General features: G+C 72.6%; 23 protein-coding genes and 1 pseudogene. 8 read left to right on the plus strand and 16 right to left on the minus strand.

Features of this window, described 5'->3' with window-relative positions; translation table 11 throughout:
- Positions 1-451, plus strand: a pseudogene (locus GUI43_RS34040) (serine/threonine protein kinase); the annotation flags it as partial.
- 125 nt (positions 452-576) lie between these two features.
- On the plus strand, positions 577-1,839 hold the full coding sequence (locus tag GUI43_RS28190; RefSeq protein ID WP_112700157.1) for a nucleotide sugar dehydrogenase: 1,263 nt from the start codon (positions 577-579) through the stop codon (positions 1,837-1,839).
- Positions 1,840-1,947: 108 nt separating this feature from the next.
- Here GUI43_RS28190 and GUI43_RS28195 read toward each other — a convergent pair whose 3' ends face one another.
- From GUI43_RS28195 to GUI43_RS28210, 4 genes are all read right to left on the minus strand, one after another.
- Entirely contained in the window at positions 1,948-4,422 is a 2,475-nt protein-coding gene (locus tag GUI43_RS28195; protein WP_112700158.1) for an ABC transporter permease, read from the minus strand.
- 147 nt (positions 4,423-4,569) lie between these two features.
- On the minus strand, positions 4,570-5,235 hold the full coding sequence (locus GUI43_RS28200; protein WP_112587120.1) for a response regulator: 666 nt from the start codon (positions 5,233-5,235) through the stop codon (positions 4,570-4,572).
- Entirely contained in the window at positions 5,232-6,452 is a 1,221-nt protein-coding gene (locus GUI43_RS28205; protein ID WP_112700159.1) for a sensor histidine kinase, read from the minus strand. Before GUI43_RS28205 ends, GUI43_RS28200 begins: the two co-directional genes overlap by 4 nt.
- A 47-nt stretch (positions 6,453-6,499) precedes the next feature.
- Entirely contained in the window at positions 6,500-7,207 is a 708-nt protein-coding gene (locus tag GUI43_RS28210; RefSeq protein ID WP_112700160.1) for a DUF305 domain-containing protein, read from the minus strand.
- A 138-nt stretch (positions 7,208-7,345) separates the two neighbouring features.
- On the opposite strand from GUI43_RS28210, the gene GUI43_RS28215 reads away from it, so the two are divergent.
- Together GUI43_RS28215 and GUI43_RS28220 are read left to right on the plus strand one after the other, a co-directional pair.
- Positions 7,346-8,794, plus strand: a complete 1,449-nt coding sequence (locus GUI43_RS28215) for an LVIVD repeat-containing protein (protein WP_112587126.1) — start codon at positions 7,346-7,348, stop codon at positions 8,792-8,794.
- Positions 8,795-8,950: 156 nt separating this feature from the next.
- The gene (locus tag GUI43_RS28220; protein ID WP_112700161.1) at positions 8,951-10,159 is read left to right on the plus strand and encodes an ArsB/NhaD family transporter; all 1,209 of its coding nucleotides are present in this window, start codon (positions 8,951-8,953) and stop codon (positions 10,157-10,159) included.
- A 4-nt stretch (positions 10,160-10,163) separates the two neighbouring features.
- Here GUI43_RS28220 and GUI43_RS28225 read toward each other — a convergent pair whose 3' ends face one another.
- From GUI43_RS28225 to GUI43_RS28260, 8 genes are all read right to left on the minus strand, one after another.
- Positions 10,164-10,991 (minus strand): MerR family transcriptional regulator, encoded by an 828-nt coding sequence (locus tag GUI43_RS28225; protein WP_112700162.1) that lies wholly within the window; start codon positions 10,989-10,991, stop codon positions 10,164-10,166.
- 61 nt (positions 10,992-11,052) lie between these two features.
- Entirely contained in the window at positions 11,053-12,642 is a 1,590-nt protein-coding gene (locus tag GUI43_RS28230) for an asparagine synthetase B family protein (protein ID WP_112700163.1), read from the minus strand.
- A 4-nt stretch (positions 12,643-12,646) separates the two neighbouring features.
- Positions 12,647-13,615 (minus strand): DUF5715 family protein, encoded by a 969-nt coding sequence (locus GUI43_RS28235; RefSeq protein WP_112587134.1) that lies wholly within the window; start codon positions 13,613-13,615, stop codon positions 12,647-12,649.
- 483 nt (positions 13,616-14,098) lie between these two features.
- A complete protein-coding gene (locus GUI43_RS28240) occupies positions 14,099-14,896 on the minus strand; it encodes an isocitrate lyase/PEP mutase family protein (RefSeq protein ID WP_112700164.1) in 798 nt (265 codons plus the stop codon).
- Positions 14,893-15,927 (minus strand): cytochrome P450, encoded by a 1,035-nt coding sequence (locus GUI43_RS28245; RefSeq protein ID WP_225855298.1) that lies wholly within the window; start codon positions 15,925-15,927, stop codon positions 14,893-14,895. Before GUI43_RS28245 ends, GUI43_RS28240 begins: the two co-directional genes overlap by 4 nt.
- A gap of 143 nt (positions 15,928-16,070) precedes the next feature.
- A complete protein-coding gene (locus tag GUI43_RS28250; RefSeq protein ID WP_112587141.1) occupies positions 16,071-16,814 on the minus strand; it encodes an ArsR/SmtB family transcription factor in 744 nt (247 codons plus the stop codon).
- Between the two features lie 72 nt (positions 16,815-16,886).
- The gene (locus GUI43_RS28255; protein WP_112587862.1) at positions 16,887-17,189 is read right to left on the minus strand and encodes a hypothetical protein; all 303 of its coding nucleotides are present in this window, start codon (positions 17,187-17,189) and stop codon (positions 16,887-16,889) included.
- Positions 17,190-17,213: 24 nt separating this feature from the next.
- Positions 17,214-17,948 (minus strand): SDR family oxidoreductase, encoded by a 735-nt coding sequence (locus GUI43_RS28260; protein ID WP_225855297.1) that lies wholly within the window; start codon positions 17,946-17,948, stop codon positions 17,214-17,216.
- Positions 17,949-18,218: 270 nt separating this feature from the next.
- Here GUI43_RS28260 and GUI43_RS28265 point away from each other — a divergent pair, with 270 nt between their 5' ends.
- Positions 18,219-19,043, plus strand: coding sequence for a helix-turn-helix domain-containing protein (locus tag GUI43_RS28265; RefSeq protein WP_112587145.1), 825 nt, complete (start codon positions 18,219-18,221; stop codon positions 19,041-19,043).
- A 112-nt stretch (positions 19,044-19,155) separates the two neighbouring features.
- Positions 19,156-19,854, plus strand: a complete 699-nt coding sequence (locus GUI43_RS34045) for a UCP032817 domain-containing protein (protein ID WP_502322466.1) — start codon at positions 19,156-19,158, stop codon at positions 19,852-19,854.
- Between the two features lie 24 nt (positions 19,855-19,878).
- On the opposite strand, the gene GUI43_RS28275 is transcribed toward GUI43_RS34045, so the two are convergent.
- From GUI43_RS28275 to GUI43_RS28290, 4 genes are all read right to left on the minus strand, one after another.
- Positions 19,879-20,397, minus strand: coding sequence for a 2'-5' RNA ligase family protein (locus GUI43_RS28275; protein ID WP_112587149.1), 519 nt, complete (start codon positions 20,395-20,397; stop codon positions 19,879-19,881).
- Between the two features lie 61 nt (positions 20,398-20,458).
- Positions 20,459-20,638, minus strand: coding sequence for a hypothetical protein (locus GUI43_RS28280; protein ID WP_112587151.1), 180 nt, complete (start codon positions 20,636-20,638; stop codon positions 20,459-20,461).
- Between the two features lie 158 nt (positions 20,639-20,796).
- On the minus strand, positions 20,797-21,402 hold the full coding sequence (locus tag GUI43_RS28285) for a response regulator transcription factor (RefSeq protein WP_112587153.1): 606 nt from the start codon (positions 21,400-21,402) through the stop codon (positions 20,797-20,799).
- A complete protein-coding gene (locus GUI43_RS28290) occupies positions 21,399-22,553 on the minus strand; it encodes a sensor histidine kinase (protein WP_112673407.1) in 1,155 nt (384 codons plus the stop codon). Before GUI43_RS28290 ends, GUI43_RS28285 begins: the two co-directional genes overlap by 4 nt.
- A 132-nt stretch (positions 22,554-22,685) precedes the next feature.
- Here GUI43_RS28290 and GUI43_RS28295 point away from each other — a divergent pair, with 132 nt between their 5' ends.
- Positions 22,686-23,612 carry a hypothetical protein gene (locus GUI43_RS28295; RefSeq protein ID WP_192581132.1) on the plus strand — a complete coding sequence of 309 codons (927 nt, stop codon included), beginning with the start codon at positions 22,686-22,688 and terminating at the stop codon, positions 23,610-23,612.
- 104 nt (positions 23,613-23,716) lie between these two features.
- The gene (locus GUI43_RS28300; protein ID WP_225855296.1) at positions 23,717-25,462 is read left to right on the plus strand and encodes a DEAD/DEAH box helicase; all 1,746 of its coding nucleotides are present in this window, start codon (positions 23,717-23,719) and stop codon (positions 25,460-25,462) included.
- Position 25,463 lies beyond the last annotated feature (1 nt).

Genomic DNA, 25,463 nt, shown 5'->3' on the forward strand with positions numbered 1-25,463 from the left:
AGCATGGCCGCCGCCGCGCCGACGGCGGGGTCCGCTGGTCGGCGCGGCGGCGGCCATGCTGGTCGCGCTGGTCGGGCTCGGCGCGGCGCTGGCCGCGACGCGTAACGTCGGCGACGACCCGGCGGTCAATCTGCCGGCCACCTCGCCGACGGTGGCACCGAGCGGCCCCGTCGACCTGCCCGCGGCGAACGAGCAGATCACCAGCGTCGAGCCGGGCCGGCCGGACCGGCCGCACGTCACCGGCAACTCCCCGTCCGCGTCGGTCTCCGCCACGCCGAGCCTGCAGCCGAGCCAGACCGCCAACTCGCCGACGCCGACGGTGGGCGTCACCACGGCGCCGCCCACCAGCGCGGCGCCCACCACGGCCGCGCCGCCGACGACCAGCGCGCCTCCTGATCCACCCGCCACCTCCAGCCCGCCTGTCGATCCCGAGGTGCCGGCGGAAGGTTGAGCCGCGCGCTGTGGCCGACCCCCGTCAGTCCCACCAGCACCGATATCCCCAAAACGGACTTACGACGCCGAAGACGCCTCTAGGCTCTCAGCAGGCTATTTACACCATCTGCTGCGGGAGCCTGGGTGAGCGCTGAAAAGCTGGTCGTGATCGGTCAGGGGTACGTCGGACTGCCGCTGGCCATGCGGGCCGTCGAGGCGGGGCTCGACGTGGTCGGTCTCGACGTCGACGCCGACCGGGTGAAGCGTCTCGCCTCCGGCGAGTCGTTCGTCGAGGACATTCGGGCCGACCAGCTGGGCCGCGCGTTGGGCAGCGGCCGCTACCACCCCAGCACGGAGTACAGCGACGCTGACGAGTTCGACATCTGCGTCATCACTGTGCCGACCCCGCTGCGCGACGGGACCCCGGACCTGAGCTTCGTCGAGCAGGCCGGAATCGGTATCGGCCCATACGTACGCCCGGGCTGCACGGTGATCCTGGAATCGACCACCTACCCGGGCACCACCGAGGAGCTGCTGCGCCCGCTGTTGGAGTCGGCCAGCGGCCTGACCAGCCCCGGTGACTTCCACCTCGGCTACAGCCCCGAGCGGATCGACCCCGGCAACCCGACGTGGCGACTGGAGAACACCCCGAAGGTCGTCTCCGGTGTGGACCCGGCGGCGTTGGCCCGGGTGGACGAGTTCTACCAGCGCCTCGTGGAACGCACCGTACCGGTGGACTCCACCCGCGTCGCCGAGCTGACCAAGCTGATCGAGAACACCTTCCGCCAGGTCAACATCGCGCTGATCAACGAGCTGACCATGCTCTCGCACCACCTCGACATCGACGTCTGGCAGGCGATCGACGCCGCCTCGACCAAACCGTTCGGCTTCATGCCGTTCCGGCCCGGCCCCGGCGTCGGCGGGCACTGCCTGCCGATCGATCCGTGCTACCTGTCCTGGCAGGTCAAGCGCCGCCTCGGTCGGCAGTTCCGGTTCATCGAGCTGGCCAACGACGTCAACCACGAGATGCCCGAACACGTCGCGCAGCGGATCATGGGAGGGCTGAACCGGGACGGTCGTGCCGTCAGCGGTGCCCGGCTACTGCTGCTCGGTCTGGCGTACAAGAAGAACACCGGCGACATGCGCGACTCCCCCGCCGTGGACGTGGCCCGTCGGTTGCAGGCCCTCGGCGCCGAGGTGCACGCCGTCGAGCCGTACGCCGAGGCGCACCAGATCCCCGCCGGGGTCACAGTGGTCGGGCTCAGCGAGCGTGAGGTGCGTGCGGCCGACGCGGTGGTGGTGGTCACCGACCATGACACCTTCGACTACGACCTCGTGGTCAGGCACGCCCGCTACATCTTCGACACCCGTAACCGGTGCGTCGGCCCGATGGTCGAGCGCCTGTAGACCCGGCACCGCTGGCCGGTCCCGCCGCCGGGGAAGATGGCGGGGCCGGCCGGCGGATGTCCGTCCGGTCACCGGGGGGAGACCCGGCTGGTCCGGACCGCGACCGGCTCACTGGTCGGCGAGCGCCTCGACGACCGGGCGGGACAGCGCTCGGCGGGCCGGCAGCACCGAGGCGAGCAGGGCGGCGAGGACCGCGACACCGAGGATCAGCCCGAGCTGGCCGAGCGGCAGCACCACGTGGAAGTCGCCGCCGAGGCGGTCCAGCAGGGCCATGGTGGACGCGCTGACTCCGGTGCCGAGCCCGACCCCGAGCACCGCGCCGACCAGCGCCATCAGCACCGCCTCGACCGCCAGGACCGCCCGCATCCGCCCTCGGGTGAGCCCGACCGCCCGCAGCACGGCGTTCTCCCTGGTCCGTTCGACCACCGAGAGGCTCAGGGTGTTCGCCACGCCGACCAGGGCGATCACCACGGCCAGACCGAGCAGCGCGGTGACGAAGGCGAGCAGCATGTCCACAGTGCCGGTGAGCATCTTCTTGTAGGCGCCCTGGTCCATCAGGTTCACCGTCGGGTAGCGGCCCAGCACCGCGGTGATCGCGTCGCGGGCGCGCGCGGGGCCCACCCCGGCGGCGGGGTCGATCTCGGCCAGGTAGCCGCGCCGGGCGGGGAAGAGCGCGGTGAAGTCCTGGTCGGACAGGTCGATGACGTGACCCGCTGGCACCTCACCGCTGGGGCTGTCGTCGGTCACCACGGCGGCCACCCGGAACGACCTCCCCCCGACGGTCACCGGGGAGCCGACCTGCCAACCGCGGGCCCGCGCCAACCCGCGGTGCACCAGCACCTGCCCCGGCCCGACCCGCTCGGCGTCGCCGGACAGCACCCCGCTCAGCGTCCGGCCGACCAGCGCCGGGTGGGCCGCGCGGATCTCGACGTCGTCGACGACCGTGCTGCGCTGCTCGTGCACCACACCCAGCTCGGGACGGGAGGCGAGCTCACCGACGAGCGCGGCCGGCAGGTCCTGACCGATTCCGCTGACCACGAAGTCCGTCCCGATCTGGGCGTCCACGCTGCGCTCGATGCCGTCCTTGGTGCTGCGCGCGCCGACCATGAACGCCGAGACCAGTCCGATACCGATCACCAGCGCGGTGGCGGTCGCGGCGACCCGCCGCGGATTGCGCACCGTGTTGCTGACCGCCAGCTCACCGATGGTGCCGAGCACTCGTCGGACCGGCCAGCCGAACACCCGGGCCAGCGCGGGGACGAGCACCGGCCCGAACAGCACGATCCCGAAGAAGGTGAGCACCCCACCGACCGCCACCAGTAGCAGCTGACCGGCGCTGGCGGCGCCGGCCAGCGCGGCCACACCGACGGCGAGGACCACCGCGCCGATGCTCAACCGAACCCGACCGGCACCCTGGCTGGGCTGCACCGCGGCGTCGGTGAGCGCGGCCACCGGGGCGATCCGCGTCCCCCGCCAGGCCGGCAGCAGGGCGGCGCACACGGTGAGCCCGGTGCCCAGCAGCAGGCCGGTGAGCACTGTCGAACCGTTCACGGTCAGCCCACCGGTGACCGGCACGTCCAGTCGGGACAGCAGCAGCCGCAATCCGGCGGCGAGGGCCACCCCGAGCAGCACCCCGAGCGCGGAGGCGACAAGCCCCAGCACCGCCGACTCCAGCAGCGTGGACCGGAAGACCTGTCCCCGGGTGGCACCGATCAGGCGCAGCAGCGCGGTCCGTCGGGTGCGCTGGGCCAGCACGATCGCGAAGGTGTTGGCGATCACGAAGCCGGCCACCACGACCGCGACCCCCACGAAGATCAACAGCAGCATGCGGAACTGTTCCACGTTGCGGACCGCGTCCTCCACGGCCTCGTCGAGGATCTGCTGGCGACTCTTCACTGTGGCTTCGGCGCCGGAGGCGGCCCGAACCTTCTCGGTCAGCGCCGCGACGTCGGCGCCCGGTCGGGCCGCCACCATGATCCGGCCGTAGCCGCGCTCGCCGGTGAGGGCCAGGGCGTCCGGCCCGACCAGGCCGACGAACGGACCGCCGACGTCGCGGGCGGTGCCGGCCACGTCGACGGTGCCCACCAGGGTGTACGGGCGGGCCGCCCCGCCGGTGGCGCCGATCCGGACCGCCGCGCCGAGCCCGAAGCCCTGCTCGGCCGCCGTCGGCGCGTCGAGCACCACCTCGCCGGCCCGGTCGGGCAACCGGCCGGCCACCACGTCGTACGAGCGCAGCGCGTCCTCGGTGGGGATGGCGACGAGCATGGTGAAGCCGAGCACCGGCCGACCGTCGGCTCCGACGATCCCGGCGGTGTTGGTCAGCTCACCGGCGGCGGCGGCCACCCCGTCGACCGCCCGCACCCGGTCGACCAGTGCCGGGGGCAACACCTCTCGGCCGGCTGAGTAGACCCCCAGGTCGGTGTGGCGGTCGAAGGTGCCGGCCCGCTCGTACGCCCCGGCGCGCATCCCGTCCACGAAGATCATCGTGCCGGCGACGAACGCGACGCCGAGCACGACGGCGAGCGCCGAGAGCAGCATGCGCAGCGCCTCGGCGCGCAGCGAACGCAGGGTCAGGCGGATCATGCGGGGCTCCCGGTGCAGGTGGCGGATCGGACCCCTCCGACGCTATGGCCGGCACCGGTCTGTCGATCTCCACCTGCGCGCTCGACCTGCGTGCGCCCCGGGTCGCGGTGCGCCCTCCGGCCGCTACGACCCAGGTCGTACACGGTGTCATCCGCCGGGCGTGACCAGCCCGCTCTCGTACGCCAGGACCACCGCCTGGACCCGGTCGCGCAGCTGGAGTTTCGCCAGGATCCGCCCGACGTGGGTCTTCACCGTCGCCTCGGCCACATGCACCCGGGCGGCGATCTCCGCGTTGGACAGCCCCTGGGCGACCAGCAGCAGCACCTCCCGTTCTCGTTCGGTGAGCTGCGCGAGTCGAGGGTCGGCGCTCGGGGCGGCGCCGAGCTGCCCGGCGAACCGGTCCAGCAGGCGTCGGGTGATCGACGGAGCCACCACCGAGTCGCCCTGGGCCACCACCCGGATCGCCGCCAGCAGCTCCTCCGGCGGGACGTTCTTGAGCAGGAAACCACTCGCCCCGGCCTGCAACGCCGCGAACGCGTCCGCCTCGGTGTCGAAGGTGGTCAGCACCAGCACCCGAGGGCCACCCTCGGGCCGCTCGGCGCAGAGTCGACGGGTCGCCTCCACCCCGTCCATGGTGGGCATCCGGATGTCCATCACGACCACGTCGGCCTCGGTGCGGGCGAGCACCCGCAGGGCGTCCGCGCCGTCGATCGCCTCCCCGACGACCTCCAGGTCGGGCTGGGATTCCAGCACCATCCGGAAACCGGCGCGGACCAGCGCCTGGTCGTCCACGATCACTACCCGGACCGTCATGCCGCGATCACCTCCGTTGCCGGCTCTGACGGTAGCGGCAGCCGAACCTCGACCTGCCAGCCCCCGGTCAGCCGGGGACCGGCGGTGAGGCTGCCGTCGTACACCGTCACCCGCTCCCGCATGCCGAGCAGGCCGTGACCGCCGGACGGCGCCGGGCTGACCAGCGGGCGGCCGCGGCCGTCGTCGACCACCCGGACCATGACGGCCTCGGCGGTGTACGACAGGAAGACCTCGACGCCGGCGCCGACGCCGGCGTGCTTGAGCGCGTTGGTCAACGCCTCCTGCACCACCCGGTAGACGGTCAGCTCCAGGCCCGGCGGCAGGGCCGGTGGCGCACCGGTGACGGTGCTGCGAACGTGCAGACCGGCGTCGTCGAACCGGGCCAGCAGGTCGGGCAGCTCGGCCAGCGCGAGGCGCCGGTGCTCGGGGTCGGCCGCCACCGCCAGCCCGTCGGCACCGTCCGCACCGGCCGGGCCGGCGTCGCGCAGAACGCCGACCAGGCGGCGCATCTCCTCCAGTGCCTGCCGGCCGGTGTCCGCGACCACCTTCACGGCGGTGCGCGCCTGGGCGGGGTCACGGTCGAGCATGAACCGGGCCCCGTCCGCCTGGACGATCATCACGGCCATGCTGTGGGCGACCACGTCGTGCAGCTCACGGGCGATCCGGGTGCGCTCCTCGGCGACCGCCGCCCGGGACTCGGCCTCTCGCTCGCGTTCCAGGGTGCTGGCCCGCTCCTCCAGGCTGAGCACGTAGAGCCGGCGGGTCCGCACGTTCAGCGCGACCAGCCACACCGCCCCGGTGACCAGCGCGTACCACAGCGCGGTCACCCACCACTGGATGACGTTGGGGGTCTGCGCTGCGGCCAGCAGCACGCCGACGGCCGCGACCGCGCCGGCCAGTACACCGTCGCGCAGCCGCCGGCCGTACTTCACCACGCTGTAGAGCGCGATCAGGACGGCCACGTCGTAGATGAGCGGACCCCAGCGGGCGATCACCTGGATCAGGGCGAGCACCGCGACCGCCACCGTCACCGCGCTCGGGTGGGTGCGACGGAACAGCAGCGCCACCGCCATCCCCACGCCGACCGCCGTGGCCGCCCAACCGCCCGGCTGGTTCACCGCCGCGGCCAGGGAGACGAGGACCACCAGCAGAGCGACGGCCACGTCGAAGGCGACGCCGCGCAGCGGGCGACCGAACACTGTGCGTCTCACGGTCACCCAGCGTACGTGCCGGGATGCTCGCGCCTCGCGCCCCGCGCCCGGGCTCAGCCGCCGAGGACCTCGCGCATGCGGTCGATCTCGACGGTCTGCTCGGTGGCGACGGAGTTGGCGAACTCGTTGAGCGTCAGGTCGGAGCCGACAGTGAGCAGGTTGGTGGCCATCTCGATGGCGCCCTGGTGGTGCTCGGTCATCATCCGGACGAAGAGCCGGTCGAAGTCCGCGCCACGGGTCGCGGCGAGCTGTCGCATCGCCTCGGGCGACTGCATGCCGCGCATGGTGCCGTGGTCGTGCCCCTGCACCTCCGCCGGAAGGCCACGGGTCTGCAACCAGCCGCGCATCATGCCCATCTCCGGCCCCTGGCTGGCCCGGATGCGCTCGGCGATGGCCCGGACGTCGGGGTCGGCGGCCCGGTCGGGGGCGAGCTCCGCCATCGCCAGGGCCTGCGCGTGGTGCGGGATCATCATCCGGACGAACCAGACGTCCAGCGAGTTGTGCGGGGCGGGACCGGCGTCGCGGACCTCGTGCGCCGGGCGGGTTGCCGCCGTCTCACCCGGACGGCCGGGCGCGATGACGGTCAGGTCGGTGGGGACGGGGCTGGCCGTGGGCGAGGCGGCGGAGGTGACGGGCGCGGAGACCGGCTGCGGTGCGCTCGTACCGGTGTCGCCGTCGAGGCGGATCACCATGAACACCACCAGCGGCAACACGAGAGCCAGTGTGACGACCGCCAGGATGCGTGCGCGCCGGTTGGTCATGGGCCACTCCCTGCAGTCGAGGTCACCGCGATGCTATCCATTGAAGAACCCGCTTTCATGTGATCCAGCTCACATCGACGTTCTTCGTCGGGCGGTAACGTGTCAACCATCGTCTCCCCCTTGCGAAGGGCCCCGCCGATGATCAGATTCCACAAGCCACGGTTACGACAACTGCGTGTCGTGGCGCTCGCCACGACCGGCCTCCTCGTCGCCAGCGCCCTCGTCGCCCCGGCGAGCAACGCCCAGACGGTGGCGCAGGCGGCCGAGGCCCCGGCGCTCACCAACACGATCCCCGGCGTCGACGAGATCGTGAGCAGCCCCAACCTGCGCCAGATCGCGAACGTCCCCAAGGTCGCCCCACTGGACGCGACCAACAGCGACATCGCCTTCCAGGGCAAGTACGCGTTCGCCGGCAACTACAACGGCTTCGTCATCTACGACATCTCGCGGCCCAGCGCGCCGACGGTCAAGGCCCGGGTGCTCTGCCCGGGGTCGCAGAACGACATCTCCGTCCACGGTGACCTGCTCTTCCTCTCCACCGACTCGTCGCGCAGCGACGACTCCTGCAACAGCACCACGCAGGGAGCGGACGTGAAGGGCTCGTGGGAGGGCATCAAGGTCTTCGACATCAAGGACAAGGCCAACCCGCGCTACATCAAGTCCGTCGAGACGGCCTGCGGCTCCCACACCCACACCCTGGTGCCGGGCAAGGACCGCAAGGCCATCTACCTGTACGTCTCGTCGTACAGCCCGCGGGCCGAGTTCCCGGACTGCCAGCCGCCGCACGACTCCATCTCCATCATCAAGGTGCCGGTGAAGAAGCCGACCGACGCGGCAGTGGTCGCGACGCCGAACCTCTTCCCGGACGATGGCGGCTTCCCCGGCAGCCCGACCGGCTCGGCGACCACCGGTTGCCACGACATCACCGCCTACCCGTCGAAGGACCTGGCCGCCGGCGCCTGCATGGGTGACGGCATCCTGCTCGACATCAAGAACCGCGAGGCCCCCCGGGTCATCAACCGGGTCCGGGACGAGGTCAACTTCGCGTTCTGGCACTCGGCCACCTTCAACAACTCCGGCACCAAGGTGATCTTCACCGACGAGCTGGGTGGTGGCGGGGCGGCGACCTGCAACGAGACCGTCGGCCCGAACCGCGGCGCGGACGCCATCTACGACATCGCCGGCCGGGGCAACGCCCGGACGATGACCTTCCGCAGCTACTACAAGATCCCCCGGGCGAACGCCAACACCGAGAACTGCGTGGCGCACAACGGCTCGCTGATCCCGGTGCTCGGCAAGGACATCATGGTCCAGGCGTGGTACCAGGGTGGCATCTCGGTGTTCGACTTCACCGACTCGGCCAACCCGAAGGAGATCGCCTTCTGGGAGCGCGGCCCGCTCTCGGCCGACACGTTCGTCGGCGGCGGCACCTGGTCCGCGTACTACTACAACGGCCACATCTACTCCAACGACATGGTGAAGGGCCTGGACGTCCTGGAGCTGAACGACTGGCGTACCTGGTCGGCCAAGCTGACCCGCTACCAGGAGCTCAACGTGCAGACCCAGCCCAGCTACCTGGGCTGGTAGACACCACGCACCGCACCGGGCCCGGCCTCCGATCCTCGGGGGCCGGGCCCGGCCCGTTGCGACGCCAGGTCCGTTCGGGGGCGGGCACGGTGGGGCCCGTCACCAGGACGGGGGTTGCGAACCGGCTGGCCAGGCGCTGTGCCAACGTGAACAGACGTGACAGTTGCCGCCCCGCCCGAACCGGCCACGCGTCGGCGGCCCCACCCCCTGGACCTGGTGGCAGCCGTCCTCGCCGTGGTCGGGGCGGCCTGCGCGCTGAGCGGGCTGCTCCCCCGCGCGGACACCACCGCCACCCTGCACCGGATCCTGCCGCTGCTGCTGTTCCTCGGCACCGTGATCGTGCTCGCCGAGCTGACCGCCGTGGCCGGTGTCTTCGACGTGCTGGCCAGCCGACTGGCCATCGCCTCCCGGGGCAGGTGGGCCGTACTCTTCCTGCTCTGCGGTGGTCTCGCCACGCTGACCACCCTCGTGCTCAACCTCGACACCACCGCCGTGCTGCTCACCCCGGTGCTGCTCGCGCTGGCCCGGAACCTGCGGATCCCCGCCGCCCCGCTCGCCGTCACCACTGTCTGGCTGGCGAACACCGCGAGTCTGCTGCTGCCGGTGTCCAACCTGACCAACCTGCTCGCCGCCGACCGGGTCGGGCTGGCACCCCTGGCGTACGCGGCTCGGATGGCGTTGCCGCAGCTCGCCGCCGTGGCGGTCACCATGGCCCTGCTGTGGTTCGGGTGGTGGCGGCGGGAGCGACCCGCCGGTGGGCGCTTCGTCCCACCGACCCGGCACGTGCCGGCCGACCCGGTGCTGCACCGTACGGCGCTCGCCGGTTGCCTGATCTTCGTCGCCGGCATCCTCGCCGGCGTGGAGATCGAGATCGCCTCCACCGTCGGGCTCGCCCTGGTGCTGGTCGGGTTCCTGGTCCGCTCCCCCGACACGCTGCGCCCGGGTCTGGTCCCGGTGCGCCTGCTGTTCTTCGTCACCGGCCTGTTCCTGGTGGTGCAGACCCTCGGCCGGCACGGGTTGGACGACCTGGTCGGCACCCTGGTCGGCGCCGACGGTGGTGCGCTGGGTGCCCTGCGCGCCGGTGGCACCGGAGCGCTGCTCGCCAACGCGGTGAACAACCTGCCCGCCTACCTGGCCGGCGAGTCGGTACTGCCGACCGGTGACCACACCCGCCTGCTGGCCCTGCTGATCGGCACCAACGTCGGCCCGCTGGCCGCCCCCTGGGCGTCACTGGCCACCCTGCTGTGGTTCGAGCGCTGCCGGGCGGCCGGAGTGGCGGTGCCGCTGACCCGGTTCGTGCTGACCAGCACCCTGCTCGCGGTCACCGCGACGCTCGCCGCGGTCGGCGCGCTGCTGGTGAGCTGAGCGCTCAGTCGCGGTACACGGCGACCTGAAGTTCGGTGACGCCCTTCTCCGGGGTGTCCGGGCAGTAGTCGAGGTATACCTCCCGGGCGAAGCCGTCGGTGCGGTAGCCGTTCTCCTCGATCCACCGGGCGAGCGCCTGCATGCTCGGCTCGACGTCGTCCATCGCACCGTGATGGATGATCGTCGCAGCGTTGCGCAGCTCCGGCAGGTCGCGGACCGTGACGTCGGGCGCCGCGGACGGCTCGGCGTCGACGAGCACACCGGCGTGTACGACGACAGCGTCGCCGCCCGGGTCCGCGGGCTCGTACCAGGCGATGCCCGGCCCTGTCGGTGTGATCCCGGCGGCGGCCAACCGGCGGAACAACTCCGGGTAGAGCGGCTGGATCACCGGGCCGATGTCCTCGCCCTGGTAGCTGGGCGCGACGGCGGTCAGCTCCGCGACGCGGGCCGGCGCGATCTCCTTGAGGACGACGTCCTGGGTGGTCATCCGACCCTCCGACTCGATCATTCGGAGCCTCGCCTCGACAGCCGTGAGCCGGGCCGTGTCGGCGGTCAACTGTTCCGCCAACTGGCTCCGGCGCAGCCGCAGCATGCCACGCAGCTCGGCCACGTCGACGGCGTCGTCGACGATCGCGCGCACCTGTTCGAGGGTGAGGCCCAACTCCTTCAGGGCGATCACCCGGTTGAGCCGGCGCAACTGGTCGGCCCGGTAGAAGCGGTAGCCGGTGTGCGGGTCGACGCTGGCGGGGGGCAGCAGACCGATGCTGTCGTAGTGGCGCAGCATCCGCACCGAAACCCGGCCGAGTCTGGCGAATTCTCCGATGGTGAACATGGTCCCCTCACACTCGTCCCTGACACCGTGTCAGAGTCAAGCGTGGCGCGCGGGGCGGCCGTCACTGGCGGGCAGGGCGCGGGCCGACCAGCCGGCGGACCACCGGAGCGGCGTTCCACTTGGCCGCGCCGACCAGGTCGCGGGCGTGCTCCAGAACCGTGTAGTCGGGCCGGGTCAGCCCGTCGGCGATGGCCCGGTCCAGGTCGTTGCCGCAGCGGCTCAGCACGGTGTCGAAGTCCCGACGGACCGGCTCCTGCAGGTCGTAGCCGAAGGAGCGGTGCAGCCGGGCGAAGAGAGGCTTGTACAGCCGGACCCGCTCGTGCAGCCCCGACGAGTACGACATCGGGTTCTTCCGACGGCGGAGGATGTAGTCCGGCAGCACGTCGGCGAACGCCCGCCGGACGATCCACTTCTCCTGCCCGTGGCGCAGCTTCAGATCCACCGGCAACCGCATCGCCAGCTCCACCACGCTGAGGTCGAGGAAGGGCACCCGAGCCTCCACGCCGTACGCCATGGCGGCCCGGTCGACCCGCTGCAACTCGGTGCGGCACAGGTTGCGGATCCGGTGCAGGAACAGTCGGCGGGCCGCCGCCGGGGCGACCTGGTGGTACATCGGGTACCCGCCGAACAGCTCGTCGGAGCCGTCGCCGGTCAGCACCACCTTGATGCCCAGGTCGCGGAGCCGCCGGAAGATCGGCACCGAGACGACCGCGTTGATGATGTCGCCGTACTCGGTCAGCTCGGAGATCCGGATGGCCTCGCGGACGTCGGCGAGCCGGATGTCACGCGGTCGCAGCTCGACCACCACGTGCGGCACGTCGAGGTCGGCGGCGAGCCGCCGGGCGTACGCCACGTCGGGGCTGTCGGCGACGCCCACGGTCACCGCGACGCAGTCCGGGTGGATGTCGCGCACCTGCCGCAGGGTCAACGAGCTGTCCAGCCCACCGGAGAGCACCACCCCGACGGTCAGGTCGGTCTCCACCCGCATCCGGATCGCGTCGCTGAGCGCGGCGCGTACCAGCAGCGCGGCCTCGTCCGGGTCGTCGATGACCGGCAGGCCGTCGCCGATGGTGAGCAGGTCGACGTACGGGCTCAGTCGCACGTGCCCGTCCGCGTCCGCCCAGCCGTGGTGCCCGGGCGGCACCTCGGCGATCGGGGCGCCGTGCCCGACGAGGGCCTTGACCTCGGAGGCGAGGTGCAGGCAGCCGGGTCGACGGGACCAGTACAGCGGCTTGACCCCGAGCGGGTCGCGGGCCAGGTACGCCCGGCCGGTGGCCCGTTCGACGACCGCGAAGGCGTACTCGCCGCGGAGTCGGGTCACCGCCGCCTCGCCCCACTGCTGGAACGCGGCGAGCAGCACCTCGGTGTCGCTCTCGGTGCGGAAGGCCTGCCCCAGGCGAGTCAGCTGCGCCCGCAACTCCCGGTAGTTGAAGATCTCGCCGTTGAAGCAGAGCAGCCAACGCTCGTCGGTCGACGTCCACGGTTGCACCGCCCGGTCCCGGTCGACGATCCGCAGGCGGCGGGTGCCGGCGAGCAGCCCGCTCTCGGACCGGGTCTCGGTGACCTCACCGCGCGGGGCCAGGGCGGCGAGCATCCGCCGGAAGGTCGCCGGGTCGGCCTCGGGGCCGATGCTCAACGCGATGCCGCACACCGGCTCAGACCCCCATCTCGGCCTCGTACGCCCGGCGTAGGCGACGCCGGGCGGTCGGCGCGAGACACAGGTGCCAGGCCTGCCCCTCGTCGATCAGGTTCAGCTCACCGGCCTCCTGCCGGCTCAGCAGCAGCTCCGCCAGGGCCTCGCGCGCGCCGAACCGCTCGAACCAGGCCAGCTCGACGTCGGCCGAGTAGCCGAGGCAGTGCCCGCTGGGCAGCATCGCGGCGTAGCCCAGGCGGCGCAGCCGGTACTGGTGCTCGGCGCTGCGGACCAGGCTGGTCACCCAGAGCGGCGGGGTGGCCGGCGGCGCGACGGCGGTGAACTCCCGTCCGATGTCGTTGAGCAGCGCCACCACCTCGCGCCGGGCGCGGCGGAACAGCAGCCCCGCGGTGCGCGGGGTGGCATCGGGTCGCAGCCGGCGACGCAGCCCGCGGGCGGCCCGGCCCAGGATCGTGGCGGGCTGCTCCTGGTAGCGGAACCGCAGCAGGTCGCGGCGACGCAGCCACTCCAGGTCGACCAGCTCGGGGCTGCCGTTGACCTGGTCGTCGGTGACGAAGGTCGGCGCGTCCTGCCACCACAGCACGTCGATGCGGGAGAGCAGGTAGATCCGGACGAGTGCGCTGAGGTCAGTCGCCGAGGTGCGGTCGTTCGGTTGGTACCGGGCCATCTCCAGCAGCAACGTCTCGCGCGCGCCGATCAGCCCCTGCGGGGTGGCGTCGAGGACCGCGGCGAGCGCCGGCTCCCGCAGCCGCTCGTCGATGAGCACCTGCCGGGCCCGGGTGCTCGCCGCGTCGGCCAGGGCGCCGACCTCGACCAGCAGTTCGGCGACGGCGGCCCGATAAGCGGGCAGGTCGGGGGCAGGAGCGGGAACGCGGCGGGAGGTCGCACCGGAGGGTCTGCGGCGGGCCGGAGCGGTGGGCGACGGAGGCGAGCCGGGTTGCTGTCCCGGGCTACGGCTGGGCACTCGCATGACGGGTCCCTCTCTCCGGTCACGGCACTGGGTGGTTCGCCCTGAAACACACCGTAATCATCGGGAGCGGAACGGACCGAACAATCCTCCTATTTCCCCTCTAACGGAGCGTGGACGACGCACCGGGCTGATCCTTGGTCTGGCGCTTTCGAGCTGATGTCGCCAACGAATCAACGCCGCCGGCTTCGCAAGCGGGGTCCTGATGTCCACAACAAGCAGGCCCTGATGTCACACAGGGCGGGCCCCTGATCTCACACAGGTGGGCCGTGATGCCACACAGGGCGGCCGCGTGATGTCACAAACGATTCAGCTCCAAAGGCAGCAACCAACACACCAACACCGACGCCAGCCGGCGGCCGGCGGGGCCACATCGAGCGAGCCGAGCACGGCACCCAACGACGGGCCGCCTGGCGCGGGCCAGAGCCGGCCCGGCAACCACCGCCGGAGCGCCGCCAGCCACCGCCGGAGCGCCGCCAGCCACCGTCAGTCGCCGTCCGTCGGCACCAGGGCCTGCACCTCGGCGTACGACGGCGGTCCCGCCGGTGTGGTGGGCCCGCCGTCGCGGACGGCGTCGGCGGCGGCGAGCGCGGCACCCAGCGCGGCCCGGAACAGCAGCGAGCCTGTGCTGACCCGGGCCACCCCGGCGCCGCCCAACTCGGCCAGCCCCGGTCCGCCCGGCTGGTACAGCGCGTTCACCGGAGCGTCGATCCGCTCGGTGAGGACGCGCAGGGTGGCCAGGTCGACAGTCCCGGGCACGAAGATCCCGTCGGCACCGGCCACCCGGTAGGCACGAGCACGGGCGAGGGTCTGCGGCAGCGGGTCGTCCACGCCGAGCCACCAGGTGTCGGTGCGGGCGTTGACGAACAGTTCCGGCACCGCCGCCTTCACGGCCACAATCTTGGCAGCGGCGACCTCGGTGTCGACGAGGGTGCCATCGGCAAGCCCGTCCTCCAGGTTGATCCCCGCCACGCCGAGCCCGGCCAACTCCGCCACGTATTCGGCGACCTCCGCCGGGTCGTCGCTGAACCCGGCCTCCACGTCCACGCTGAGCAGCACCGGCAGCCGAACCAGCCGGCGGGCCAGGGCGAGGGTCTCCGCTGCGGTGGCCGCGACGCCGTCGGGAAGGCCGGCGGTCGCGGCGACCCCGAGGCTGGTGGTGCCGATGGCCGGATGTCCGCGCGCGGCGAGCGCCGCCGCCGAGGCGTGGTCCCACGCGTTGGGCAGCAGCAGGGGACTGCCGGCGCGGTGCAGGGCGTGAAACGCGGCACGATGTTCGCTCATCGGACGCTCACCTCCAGGGTTGTCGGTACCCGCAGGGTCGGGTGCGGCTCGTGGCGCAGCGGAGTCGGGTCGCGCCGGCAGCGTTCCCGCAGCACGTCGAGCACCCCGGTGGCCAGCGCCAGGGCGTGCCGGTCGCCGGGGCAACCCCGTTCCCCCGTCCCGAAGGTCAACAGCCCGGCACCGGGTCGACCGGGCTGGAACGCCGCGGGCTCGGTGAACGCCTGCGGGTCACGGTTGGCCGCGTCGAAGCGCAGCAGCACGGGGCTTCCAGCCGCCAGATCCTGCCCGCCCAGCCGTACCTCGTGGACGGTGACCCGCCGGGTGGCCCGGACCGGTGGGTCGAGGCGCAGCAGCTCGGCCAGCAGGTCGGCGGTCCGTGCCGTGGCCGCCGCTCGCGGGGCGGCCGGGGGCAGCAGGTGACGGGCGGAGGCGCCGATCAGGCCGGCGGTCGCGTCGCACGCCTGGACCAGCAGACCGATCAGGTTCGCCCGTACCTCCGGCGGACCCTGCGGCGCGAGCGCCAGCAGCGCCGTAACCGCCCGGTCGGCCCGCACGGTCGAGGCCGGGTCCACCCCCGGGTGGTACGCCGCCGCGACGACCGCGACCGCCGTCCCGGCGGCTGCCGGATCAGCGAAACCGAGGCGGCCGGCCAACGCCCGCAGCGGAACCGGCCGGGCCAGTTCCCGCATCACGTCGACGCGGTCGCTGGCGCGGTCGAGAACGGCCACGGTCAGCCGTGCCGCGTCGTGTCGCAGGTCGTCCGGGTCCAGCGGGGCCAGCGCCCTCACCGCGACCGCCCGACGCTCGGCGTGCCGTCGCTGCGGACTGAACCGGCTGACCGTGGCGCGCAGCCAGGCGAGGGTGCCGGGCGGACCGGTGTCGACGGCCGGCACCTGGAACGCCGGGTCGGTCAGCGCCGCCCGCACGTCGGCGTGCCGGGTCACCCACCAACCGCGCTCCGGTTCGAACGAGGGCGGCCCACACGCCGGTGTTCCCGGGGCGGGCGCAATGTGCGGCCAGTTGTCAGTCACCGCCCGACCGTAGGGCCCGAACCGTTCGCCCCCCACCGAACAATGCCGTCACGCCGCGCCACCAAGATCGTGCTTGATTCAGGACGCCAACGCCGTTGCGTTGGCAGAACGGCTAAACCAGTCCCGCCGGCTGCCGCTACGCGTCATGCTCGGCCGCTGGTGAGTGCCGGGAACGGGGCGGGGGCGAGGGTGTCGTCGGGGACATCCAGGGTTTCGGCGAGGGCGACGCGTCCGCTGGGGGTGAGACGGATGGCACGGCCGACACCCTGGCTGATCCAGCCCAGATCGGTGAAGCGGCGGCAGAGTGCCGCGCCGAGCGCTCCGGCCAGGTGTGGGCGGCGTTCGGTCCAGTCCAGGCAGTCGCGGACCACCGGGCGGCGTGCGGTGCGCAGCACGTCCACGGGTACGCCCAACCCGGCCACCCAGGCCCACCCGTCGGGCGTCAGCGTCAACCCGCTGGAGCGGTCCAACCGTCCGCCGGCCAGCAGCGCGTCGTACATCAGCACGCCGAGTCGCCCCGCCAGGTGGTCGTAACAGGTCCGGGCGTACGCCAGGGCGGCGGTGGCGGTCGCCGCCCGCAGCGACCCGGTCGGTGGGGGCGCGACCGGGGCGTGCCCGGCCAGGTCCTCGATCAGCTGGGCCACCGACGGCCCGGCCAGCCGCAGGTAGCGGTGCCGGCCCTGCCGTTCCTCGACGAGCAGCCCACCGCGGACGAGTCGGGTGAGGTGGTCGCTGGCCGTCGAGGGGGCGACACCGGCGCGCCGGGCCAGCTCGCCGGCGGTCCACGCCCGCCCGTCGAGCAGCGCGACACAGATGCTGGCCCGGGTGCTGTCGGCCAGCAGAGCGGCCAGCTCGGCCATCCCCCACCCTTCGGCGCCTGCGGTCATCCCCTCATCATGCCCGGCGATGGCGGCGCATCCGCGGTGCGGGTGCCTGGCTCGAACCGACAGCCGCCACGATCAGGTGAGCTCGTGCAACACCGGGACGATCCGGAAGTCCACGGTGGCGTGGTCGATGGTCGCGTGCACCGGCGAGTCGGCCATTTCGGTCATGATCCCTGACGCGCTGCGCCGGCCGTCCGCCACCGAGTCCCAGGCGACGATGTCGGTGATCGTGCCATCATCGGTCGCGGTGATGCGGCGCCAGCGGAAGCCGGGCTGGCGTCGTAGGTAGTCGTCGATGTCCTTGTTGGACTTGACGAAGTCGGCGCCGGTGAGGCCGGGGACGAGCCGGAATGTCGTCATCTCAAGCGCTTCACCCATGATCATTCTCCTCCTCGTGCGTGTTCAGCCTTGCGCGGTGGACCGCATGATGATCTCGTTGACGTCTACGGTGTCGGGCTGCGCGATCGCGTGGGCGATGGCGTCGGCCACCGCGGTGGCTGGCATGCCGAGTTCGTCGGCCGCTGCCCGAGCGGCGGCCTGGATCTGCGGGTCACCGCCGCGCTGGGTGAGTTCGGAGTGGGTGTAACCCGGGCTGACCAGGGTCACCCGGACGTCCCGGCTTTCCTGACGCAGGCCTTCGGTGAGCGCCCGAACGGCGTACTTGGTGGCGCAGTACACCGCCGCGGTCGCGTCGACACGGTAGGCGGCGGATGAACCGATATTGATGATGTGGCCCTTGCCGCGGGCCCGCATGAGCGGCAGGGCCGCCGCGACGCCGTGCAGCGTGCCGCGTAGGTTCACGTCGATCATCTGGTCCCACTCGTCAGTCCGCAGGGAGTCGACCGTGGACAGGGCCATCACCCCGGCGTTGTTGATCAGAACGTCGATGCGCCCGTGCCGGTCGTGCACGCCCTCGACGAAGCCGAGCACGCTGTTCCTGCTGGTCACGTCGAGTTCCTGGTAGTCGGCCGTGCCGCCGTCACGGCGCAGTTCATCGACGAGCGCGGCGAGCCGATCGACCCGTCGGGCGCCAAGCACGACGTGGTGGCCGTCGGCGGCCAACCTGCGGGCGGTCGCCGCACCGATGCCGCTGCTCGCGCCGGTGATGAGAATGATCTTTGAGGATGGGCTGGTCACTGCTGCTCCTGGTCTCGGTTGGTGCCTTCGTCGAGGCAGTGCGTGTCCAACCATCCTGCGGCGGCCCGGAGCCGGGAAGGGCGGCCTTTCCTAGGTGCACCGCACCCTGGAACGCCTTGGACCTGCACTGCTCCGTGCGCCCCGGCCACCACGCCGGCCCAGCGCGGTTTCGGCGTCGCTGTCCGGTTCCGCTGTTGACCGGCTGCCGGCGATGCCCGCCGTCGCGGTAGCGGCCGTCGAGGGCGGGACTGGAGCTTTAGGCTGGTGGGCATGGTCGCCACCAGCAACGGGCTCGGCGACTACCTCCGAGCCCAGCGTGCCCGTGTCGACCCCAGGGACGTTGGACTGCGCGGGGGCGGCGACCGCCGGGTGTCCGGGTTGCGCCGTGAGGAGATCGCGGTGCTGGCCGGCGTGAGCGTCGACTACTACGCCCGCCTCGAACAGGGCCGGGAGCGCAACCCTTCGGCGCAGGTGCTCGACGCGATCGGACGGGCCCTGCGCCTCGACCTGGATGCGCGCGGCCACCTCTTCCGGCTCGCCGGGCTGAACCCCAGCATGGGTCCGACGAGCTTTCGAGATTCGGTTCACCCCGAGTTGCTGCGGCTGTTGGACGCGTTCCCCACCTCCGCCGCCTACGTACTCAACCCCGCGTTCGACGTGCTGGCCACCAACAGTGTGGCGGCGGCGCTGTTGTCGCCCTTCGAGGGCACGGTCAACATGGTCCGGGTGCTGTTCCAGCATCCGCAGGCGCGCACCGTCTTTCCGGACTGGCCGACTCTGACGGGGAACGTCGTACACGCTCTGCGGCTCAATGCCGGCCTCTTTCCAGACGACCCGGAGATCCGGTCGCTGGTGGCCGACCTGGGGCGGAGCTCGCCAGAGTTCCGGGCCCTCTGGGCGGACCAGAGCGTGCGCGGTCTGACCAGGATGTTCAAGGTGGTGCAGCACCCGGCCGCCGGACGGATCGACTTGACCTACCAGACGTTCGACGTCCGTGATGCGCCCGGACAGCAGCTCCTGGTCGGCACGCCGGAGCCGGGGAGCCGCAGCGCCGACGCCCTCGCCGCACTGGCCGCCGCGTACAGCCCTGCCTGACAGGCGTCGGTGAGATGCTTGCCTGCTGCCCTACTCTGAAGGAGCCGCGGCGCCACTTCGGCAAGTCGAGGCCTTAGCGCCTGCACCCCGGGCGGATAGAAGTAACCGGATGATGTGGACGAAGTTCAGAAGCGACCGCACCCCTCGCCGACTCCGCGCCGTGTCCGAGCTGCGGTTTCCCGCCAGCGGACGTCAACATCTACGAAATCGGTATCCCCATCTCAGCGACGACGACCTCGTTCTCGTCGAAACCGCCACCCGGCAGTGGTTCCGGATCATCGCCCGCCAGCCCAGCGCGAAGCTGTCCATGCCCTCGGTGGTCGTGGACGATCTGTGGCAGGAGCTGACCCTCCATGCGCGGGACTACGCCACCTTCTGCGACGCCGCGTTCGGGCGCTCTACGCATCACCGACCGACGGCCGCGAGGAGCGGCGACACGACCGACGCCAGTCGCGGACCTCTCCTGCTCGCCACGCTGGGCCACGGCCGGCGGGACGAGGGGTGCGGCCCGACCGGCCTTCCCCTGTTGTTCCGGGTGGACCAGGAACTGGACATCCGCGATGGCAACCGCTACCTGGCCGACTGCGGAGGTCGTGGCGAATGCTTCCCGGTCTCCGGCCGGGTCTGCCTGCAACATCTCGCCGGGCCGGGCAAGCGGCCCAAGCCACCCGGCATTCGCGGCGACCTGCCCTTCGTCGACGGCCGCCACGGCTACGCCGGCGGTGCGGGCGGCGGAGGCGGCGGTGACCTCAGCGGCGGGGTCGATGGCGGAGGCGGCGGAGGCGGCGACGGCGGTGGGGGCAGCAACTGAGGTTCCGGAACACGCGTGACGACCTCAGCCACGCCGGGTCAGCGGGGTCACCGTCCGGTCCGTGCCGTCGTAGCTGCGGGCGGCGTCGAAGTCGCCCGTCGGGCGCTGCCCACCGGCGACGGCACGAGCCACCCGCAGGTCCGCGTTGCGGAACCGCAGAGCCAGGCTCAGGTGCGGCACCCACGCGTCGGGCGCATGCCACGGGCGGTGTCCGTCGGCCTCGGCGAGAACGTCCCAGACGGCGGCGTGCAGCGCGGTCAGCGCCGGAGTGGGTCGGACGAGCCAGACGAGTGGGGCGCTGCCGTCGAGCACGACGACCCGGTCGAGCGTCACCGGCACCGGCAGCGCGGTCTCAAACAGGTCGGTCAGGCGGTGCTCGACCCCCGGCGGGAACTCGTCGACGGCGGCGAGGGTGAGATGCGGCCGGTTGGTCGGGTGGATGTTGCGGGCCAGGCTGGGCAACCCGGCGGCGGCCAGCCGGCCCCAGACCGCCCGGACCGCGACCTCCAGGCCGGGCGAGCAGACCAGTTCCACCGTACGCACGCGCCCACGCTAGCCGGGCGGTCCACGCCACCCCCCACAGATCGGAACCGCGCCACACCCCTCAGGCCGGGTGGCGGCGGGGAGCGTCCCCGGCCGACGCCGGGTTGACCTCACCCGCGATCCGGGCGCGGTGGGTCAGGTCGAAGATGGCGACGACGGTGATGGTGGCCGCGCCCAGCAGACCCACCGCCAGCGGGGGGAGTCGCGCCGCGACCGGGCTCAGGATCAGACACGCCACCACGGCCGCGAGGCAGTGCCTTGTCAGGCGACCGGACCCGCCGCGACTTTCCTGGGCATTTGTCCATCTTCGCAGTCGGTCGGGAGGCGAGGACTCGACTGCCTTGATTGATCAGCGTCGGTCCACTCACGCTTCGGGTCGTCCGCCAGGCGCGCCGACGGTCAGAGCCAGCCGTTGTCCCGGGCGGTGCGCACCGCCTCGGCCCGGTCGGCGGCACCGAGCTTCTGCACGGCGGCGGAGAGGTGGTTGCGTACGGTTCCGGTGGACAGGTGCACCCGACGGGCGATCACCGCCACCGGGGCACCCACCTCCACCAGCCGTAGCGTCTCCAGTTCCCGAGGGGTCAGCGGGCACGGGGGCAGGGTCAACGCGTCGGCGGCCAACGAGGGGTCGACGTAACGACCTCCGGCGTACACCCGGCGGATCACGTCGGCGAGCGCCCCACCCGGCGAGCCCTTGGGCAGGAACCCCCGGGCGCCGGCGGTCAACGCCTGGCGCAGGTGCCCGGGACGACCGTGGCCGGTCAGCACGATCACCGCGCAGTCGGGTCGGACCCGGGTCAGCTCCGCGGCTACCGCGATGCCGTCCAGGCCGGGCATCTCCAGGTCCACCACGGCCACGTCCGGACGGTGCGCCAGCGCCACGGTGACGGCTGTCTTCCCGTCAGCGGCGTGTGCCACCACCTCGATGTCCGGTTCCAGGCCGAGCAGCGCGGCGACGGCGACCCGGATCAGGTCCTCGTCGTCGGCGAGCAGGACGCGGATCACGACGGCGCCGGCACTGTGGCTTCGAGGGTGAAGATCGCGTCCTCCCGGCGTACCCGCAACTCGCCCCCGGCGGCGGCGAGCCGGTCGGCCAGCCCGCGCAGGCCGTGGCTGTGCGCGTCCGGGCCGCGGTCGTCGGCGCCGTCGTTGGCCACCGTCATCCTGGCCACGTCATCCTCCCGATCGATGCTGATCCGGCACCAGTCGGCCCGGCTGTGCCGCAGCACGTTGGTGCTCGCCTCGCGCAGCACCGCCGCCAGCTCGATGGCGGCGGGCTGCGGCAGGTCCGCCGGCAGCGGCAGAACCGTGCACCGCACCCCGCAGGAGCGCAGCACCCCCACCACCGCGGTGAGCTGTTCGTCGAGGTCGACGGCCCGATAGCCATGCACGGTCTCCCGTACCTCGCTCAGCGCGGAGGCGGCCAGGCGTTGCACCTCGGCGGCTTCCCTTCCGGCCCGTTCCGGGTCCACCGGGGCCAGCCGGGCGGCGAGTTCGGCCTTCAACGCGATCACCGTGAGGCGGTGCCCCAGGACGTCGTGCACGTCGCGGGCGAAGCGCAGCCGCTCCTCGGCGGCGGCCAGCCGCGCCTGGGCGGCCTGGCCCTGCCGGGCCTCCACGAGCAGGTCCCAGAACCAGACCTGGAACCCGTTGACGGCGGCCACTGCCGCGCCGATCCCACCGGTCACGGCGAGGTGGCGCGGAACGGAACCGCCGGTCCACCAGGCCACCGCGACCGCCACGGCCAGGACGCCGACCGCGACCGCCAGCCCGGCCCGCCACCGCACCAGCAGCGGCGTCATGCCGATCAGCGCCGCACCGAGCCAGGCCCAGGTCGGCCACCTGCCGGCCGCCACCGGACCCACCAGCGGAACGGTCAGCACCGCCACCCCGACCAGGCTCAGCTCGGCCCGACGCCGCCAGCGCGGCTCGAGCCACGGCGTCACGGCCGCGTACAGCACGACGGTCTGGGCGATCACGAAGGCGAGGATGCCGACCGCGCCGAGTGTCACCCGGCCCGGGTCGGGCTCGCGGGTCAGCCCGACCGCCGGTAGCAGGACGCTCGCCCAGACGCCGGTGGCCAGCGACACCAGCGTCGCCCGCCGGGCGCGACGCAGCCGGCGGTCCGCCCGGGGGGTCACCGCCTCGCTCGCCACGCACCGATCCTAGGACCGCCCGGCGCACGGTCCACCCATGCGAACTGTCACGGTCAGGCCGTGCGGTCCGCACCGTTTTCCCGTGACGGACGGGTCTGCCGCCCACACCGGGGTCACCGGCAGGGTCGAGGCATGGAAAACACCCGGATGTACGCGGACAGCCTCACCGCCGTACCGTCGCCCGCGCCCCTGCCCACCGACGAGCCGACCCCCTCGGCCGCGACACCGACCGCCGCGGCACCGACCGCCGCGGCACCGACCAGCAGCAGACGGCGGCTGCTGTGGCATCTGGGCGAGATGGCAGTGGCGATGGTCGCCGGGATGCTGCTGCTCGGGCCGTTGTGGGAACTGGCCGGGACCGCCTTGGCCGTCGGCGACACGCTGGCCCGGCCGGAGGTCGCCGCACTGGTGATGGCCACGAACATGACCGTCGGGATGACGGTGGGGATGCGCTACCGGGCGCACCGCTGGCACGCGGTCGGCGAGATGGCCGCCGCGATGTACGTCCCGTTCCTGCTGCTGCTCGTGCCGTTCCGGGCCGGCCTGATCGACGCCGACGCGCTGCTGCTCGGCGGTCACCTGCTGATGATCCCCGCGATGGTGCTGGTGGCTCTCCGACACCGGCACGAGGCGTCGGCGCCGGTACGCCGACACCGGGTCGTGGCGGCGCTCGCCCACCGCTGGCCGGCCGGGTTGGCGCTGCTGCTGACCGTGGACATGTGGGTCGACCCGAGCGTGCTCAGCCCGTGGACGATGCTGGTGCTGCCCGGCGGCTACCTGCTGATCGGCGTGGCCCGCCGCACGCTGGGCGGGCGGGGCGTGCTCGCCACCCAACTCGCCGGTCTGGCCATCTGGGTCGCCCTGACGCTGGTCGCGGTGATGGCCGGCGGGCGGACCGCCGCCTGGCTGGTGGCGTTCGGGTGGTTGGCGCACGCCGGCTGGGACCTGGCGCACCGCAACGGCCGGGTGGTGCCGCGCGGCTACGCCGAGTTCTGCGTGGTGCTCGATGTGGCCCTGGCCGCGGTGATGGTGCTGGCCATCCTGACCACCGACGCCTGATCGAGGCCGCCGTCGGGTCGCGGGACAGCCGCAGCACGGGCTCGGGGACAGCTCTTGTGGCGGTCGGCGCAGCGGCTCGGACGGCGTAATGAAAGGCTTGGCACATGAGTTCCGCACCTGCACAGCACGACGCACCGATTGACGCACCGATCGACGCCACCCCCGACGGCACCGACGAGGTGAGCGCCTTCACCGAGCTCGGGCTCCGCGCCGAGCTGCTGGGCGCGCTCGCCGCCCTCGGGTACGAGGAGCCGACCCCCATCCAGCGGGAGGCTATCCCACCGCTGCTGGAGGGTCGGGACCTGCTGGGTCAGGCGGCCACCGGCACCGGCAAGACGGCTGCGTTCGCGCTGCCGCTGCTGAACCTCATGGCGGCACACCGCCAGGGCGGCGACCCGGTGGCGCTGGTGCTGGTGCCGACCCGGGAGCTGGCGGTACAGGTCTCCGAGGCGTTCCACCGCTACGGCAAGGACCTGGGCGCGCGGGTGCTGCCGATCTACGGTGGGCAGCCGATCGGGCGGCAGTTGCGGGCACTGGACAGCGGTGTCGACGTGGTGGTGGCCACCCCGGGCCGTGCCCTCGATCACATCGCCCGGGGCACCCTGCGCCTCGGTGGGTTGGCCACGGTGGTGCTCGACGAGGCCGACGAGATGCTCGACATGGGCTTCGCCGAGGACATCGAGGCGATCCTGGAGCACGCTCCGGCGCAGCGTCAGACGGTGCTCTTCTCGGCCACCATGCCGTCGCGCATCGACGGGATGGCCCGCCAGCACCTGCGCGAACCGGTGCGGATCGAGATCGGCCGGGAGCAGCAGGTCGCGGGTGAGGCGCCCCGGGTGCGGCAGAGCGCGTACATCGTGACCCGGGCGCACAAGCCGGCCGCGCTGGGTCGGGTGTTGGACGTGGAGTCCCCGACCGCGGCGATCGTGTTCTGCCGCAGCCGGGAAGAGGTCGACCGGTTGACCGAGACGATGAACGGTCGGGGCTACCGCTCCGAGGCGCTGCACGGCGGCATGAGCCAGGAGCAGCGCGACCGGGTCATGGGCCGGCTGCGGGCGGGCACCGCCGACCTGCTGGTGGCCACCGACGTGGCGGCCCGTGGGCTGGACGTCGAGCAGCTGACCCACGTGGTCAACTACGACGTGCCGTCCGCCCCCGAGTCGTACGTGCACCGGATCGGCCGGGTGGGCCGGGCTGGCCGCGAGGGCGTGGCGATCACCCTCGCCGAGCCGCGTGAGCACCGGATGCTCAAGACCATCGAGCGGGTGACCGGCCAGCGGATCACCATCGACAAGATCCCCACCGTGGCCGACATGCGTACCCGGCGGCTGGAGCTGACCCAGGCGGCCCTGCGGGAGAGCCTGCTGGAGGACGACCTCGACCCGTTCCGGGTGATCGTGGAGACGCTGACCGACGAGTTCGACCTGATGGAGGTCGCCCTCGCCGCCGTGAAGCTGGCCCACGAGGTGACGTCGCCGGGCTCCGACGACGAGGAGGAGATCCCGCAGGTTCCGGTCCGTGGGCCGCGCGAGGGTCGACCGGAGGCCGGTGGCCGGGGCGGCGACCGGCGGGGCGGGGGCCGGCCACGCTCCGGCGGCGGCAACACCGTCCAGGTCTTCGTCGGCCTGGGCCGACGCGCCGGGGTGCGCCCGCAGGATCTGGTCGGCGCGATCACCGGGGAGACCGGCATCCGCGGCCGGGACATCGGCTCGATCGAGATCGCCGACCGGTTCTCACTGGTGGAGGTACCGCAGGGGGTCGCCGACGAGGTCATCTCCGGGTTGCGCTCCAGCACGATCAAGGGCCGCAAGGCCACAGTGCGCCGCGACCGCGGCGGCGACGAGCGCTGAG

This window comes from Micromonospora noduli (genome assembly GCF_003264365.1).
GTDB lineage: Bacteria > Actinomycetota > Actinomycetes > Mycobacteriales > Micromonosporaceae > Micromonospora > Micromonospora noduli.

What these genes read in the sequence shown, in the direction of transcription:
- GUI43_RS28195 (WP_112700158.1), bottom strand. Translation starts at nt 4,422, where the DNA reads ATGATCCGCCTGACCCTGCGTTCGCTGCGCGCCGAGGCGCTGCGCATG.
- GUI43_RS28200 (WP_112587120.1), bottom strand. Translation starts at nt 5,235, where the DNA reads ATGACGGTCCGGGTAGTGATCGTGGACGACCAGGCGCTGGTCCGCGCC.
- GUI43_RS28210 (WP_112700160.1), bottom strand. Translation starts at nt 7,207, where the DNA reads ATGACCAACCGGCGCGCACGCATCCTGGCGGTCGTCACACTGGCTCTC.
- GUI43_RS28215 (WP_112587126.1), top strand. Translation starts at nt 7,346, where the DNA reads ATGATCAGATTCCACAAGCCACGGTTACGACAACTGCGTGTCGTGGCG.
- GUI43_RS28225 (WP_112700162.1), bottom strand. Translation starts at nt 10,991, where the DNA reads ATGTTCACCATCGGAGAATTCGCCAGACTCGGCCGGGTTTCGGTGCGG.
- GUI43_RS28235 (WP_112587134.1), bottom strand. Translation starts at nt 13,615, where the DNA reads ATGCGAGTGCCCAGCCGTAGCCCGGGACAGCAACCCGGCTCGCCTCCG.
- GUI43_RS28240 (WP_112700164.1), bottom strand. Translation starts at nt 14,896, where the DNA reads ATGAGCGAACATCGTGCCGCGTTTCACGCCCTGCACCGCGCCGGCAGT.
- GUI43_RS28250 (WP_112587141.1), bottom strand. Translation starts at nt 16,814, where the DNA reads ATGACCGCAGGCGCCGAAGGGTGGGGGATGGCCGAGCTGGCCGCTCTG.
- GUI43_RS28255 (WP_112587862.1), bottom strand. Translation starts at nt 17,189, where the DNA reads ATGGGTGAAGCGCTTGAGATGACGACATTCCGGCTCGTCCCCGGCCTC.
- GUI43_RS28265 (WP_112587145.1), top strand. Translation starts at nt 18,219, where the DNA reads ATGGTCGCCACCAGCAACGGGCTCGGCGACTACCTCCGAGCCCAGCGT.
- GUI43_RS34045 (WP_502322466.1), top strand. Translation starts at nt 19,156, where the DNA reads ATGTGGACGAAGTTCAGAAGCGACCGCACCCCTCGCCGACTCCGCGCC.
- GUI43_RS28295 (WP_192581132.1), top strand. Translation starts at nt 22,686, where the DNA reads ATGGAAAACACCCGGATGTACGCGGACAGCCTCACCGCCGTACCGTCG.
- GUI43_RS28300 (WP_225855296.1), top strand. Translation starts at nt 23,717, where the DNA reads ATGAGTTCCGCACCTGCACAGCACGACGCACCGATTGACGCACCGATC.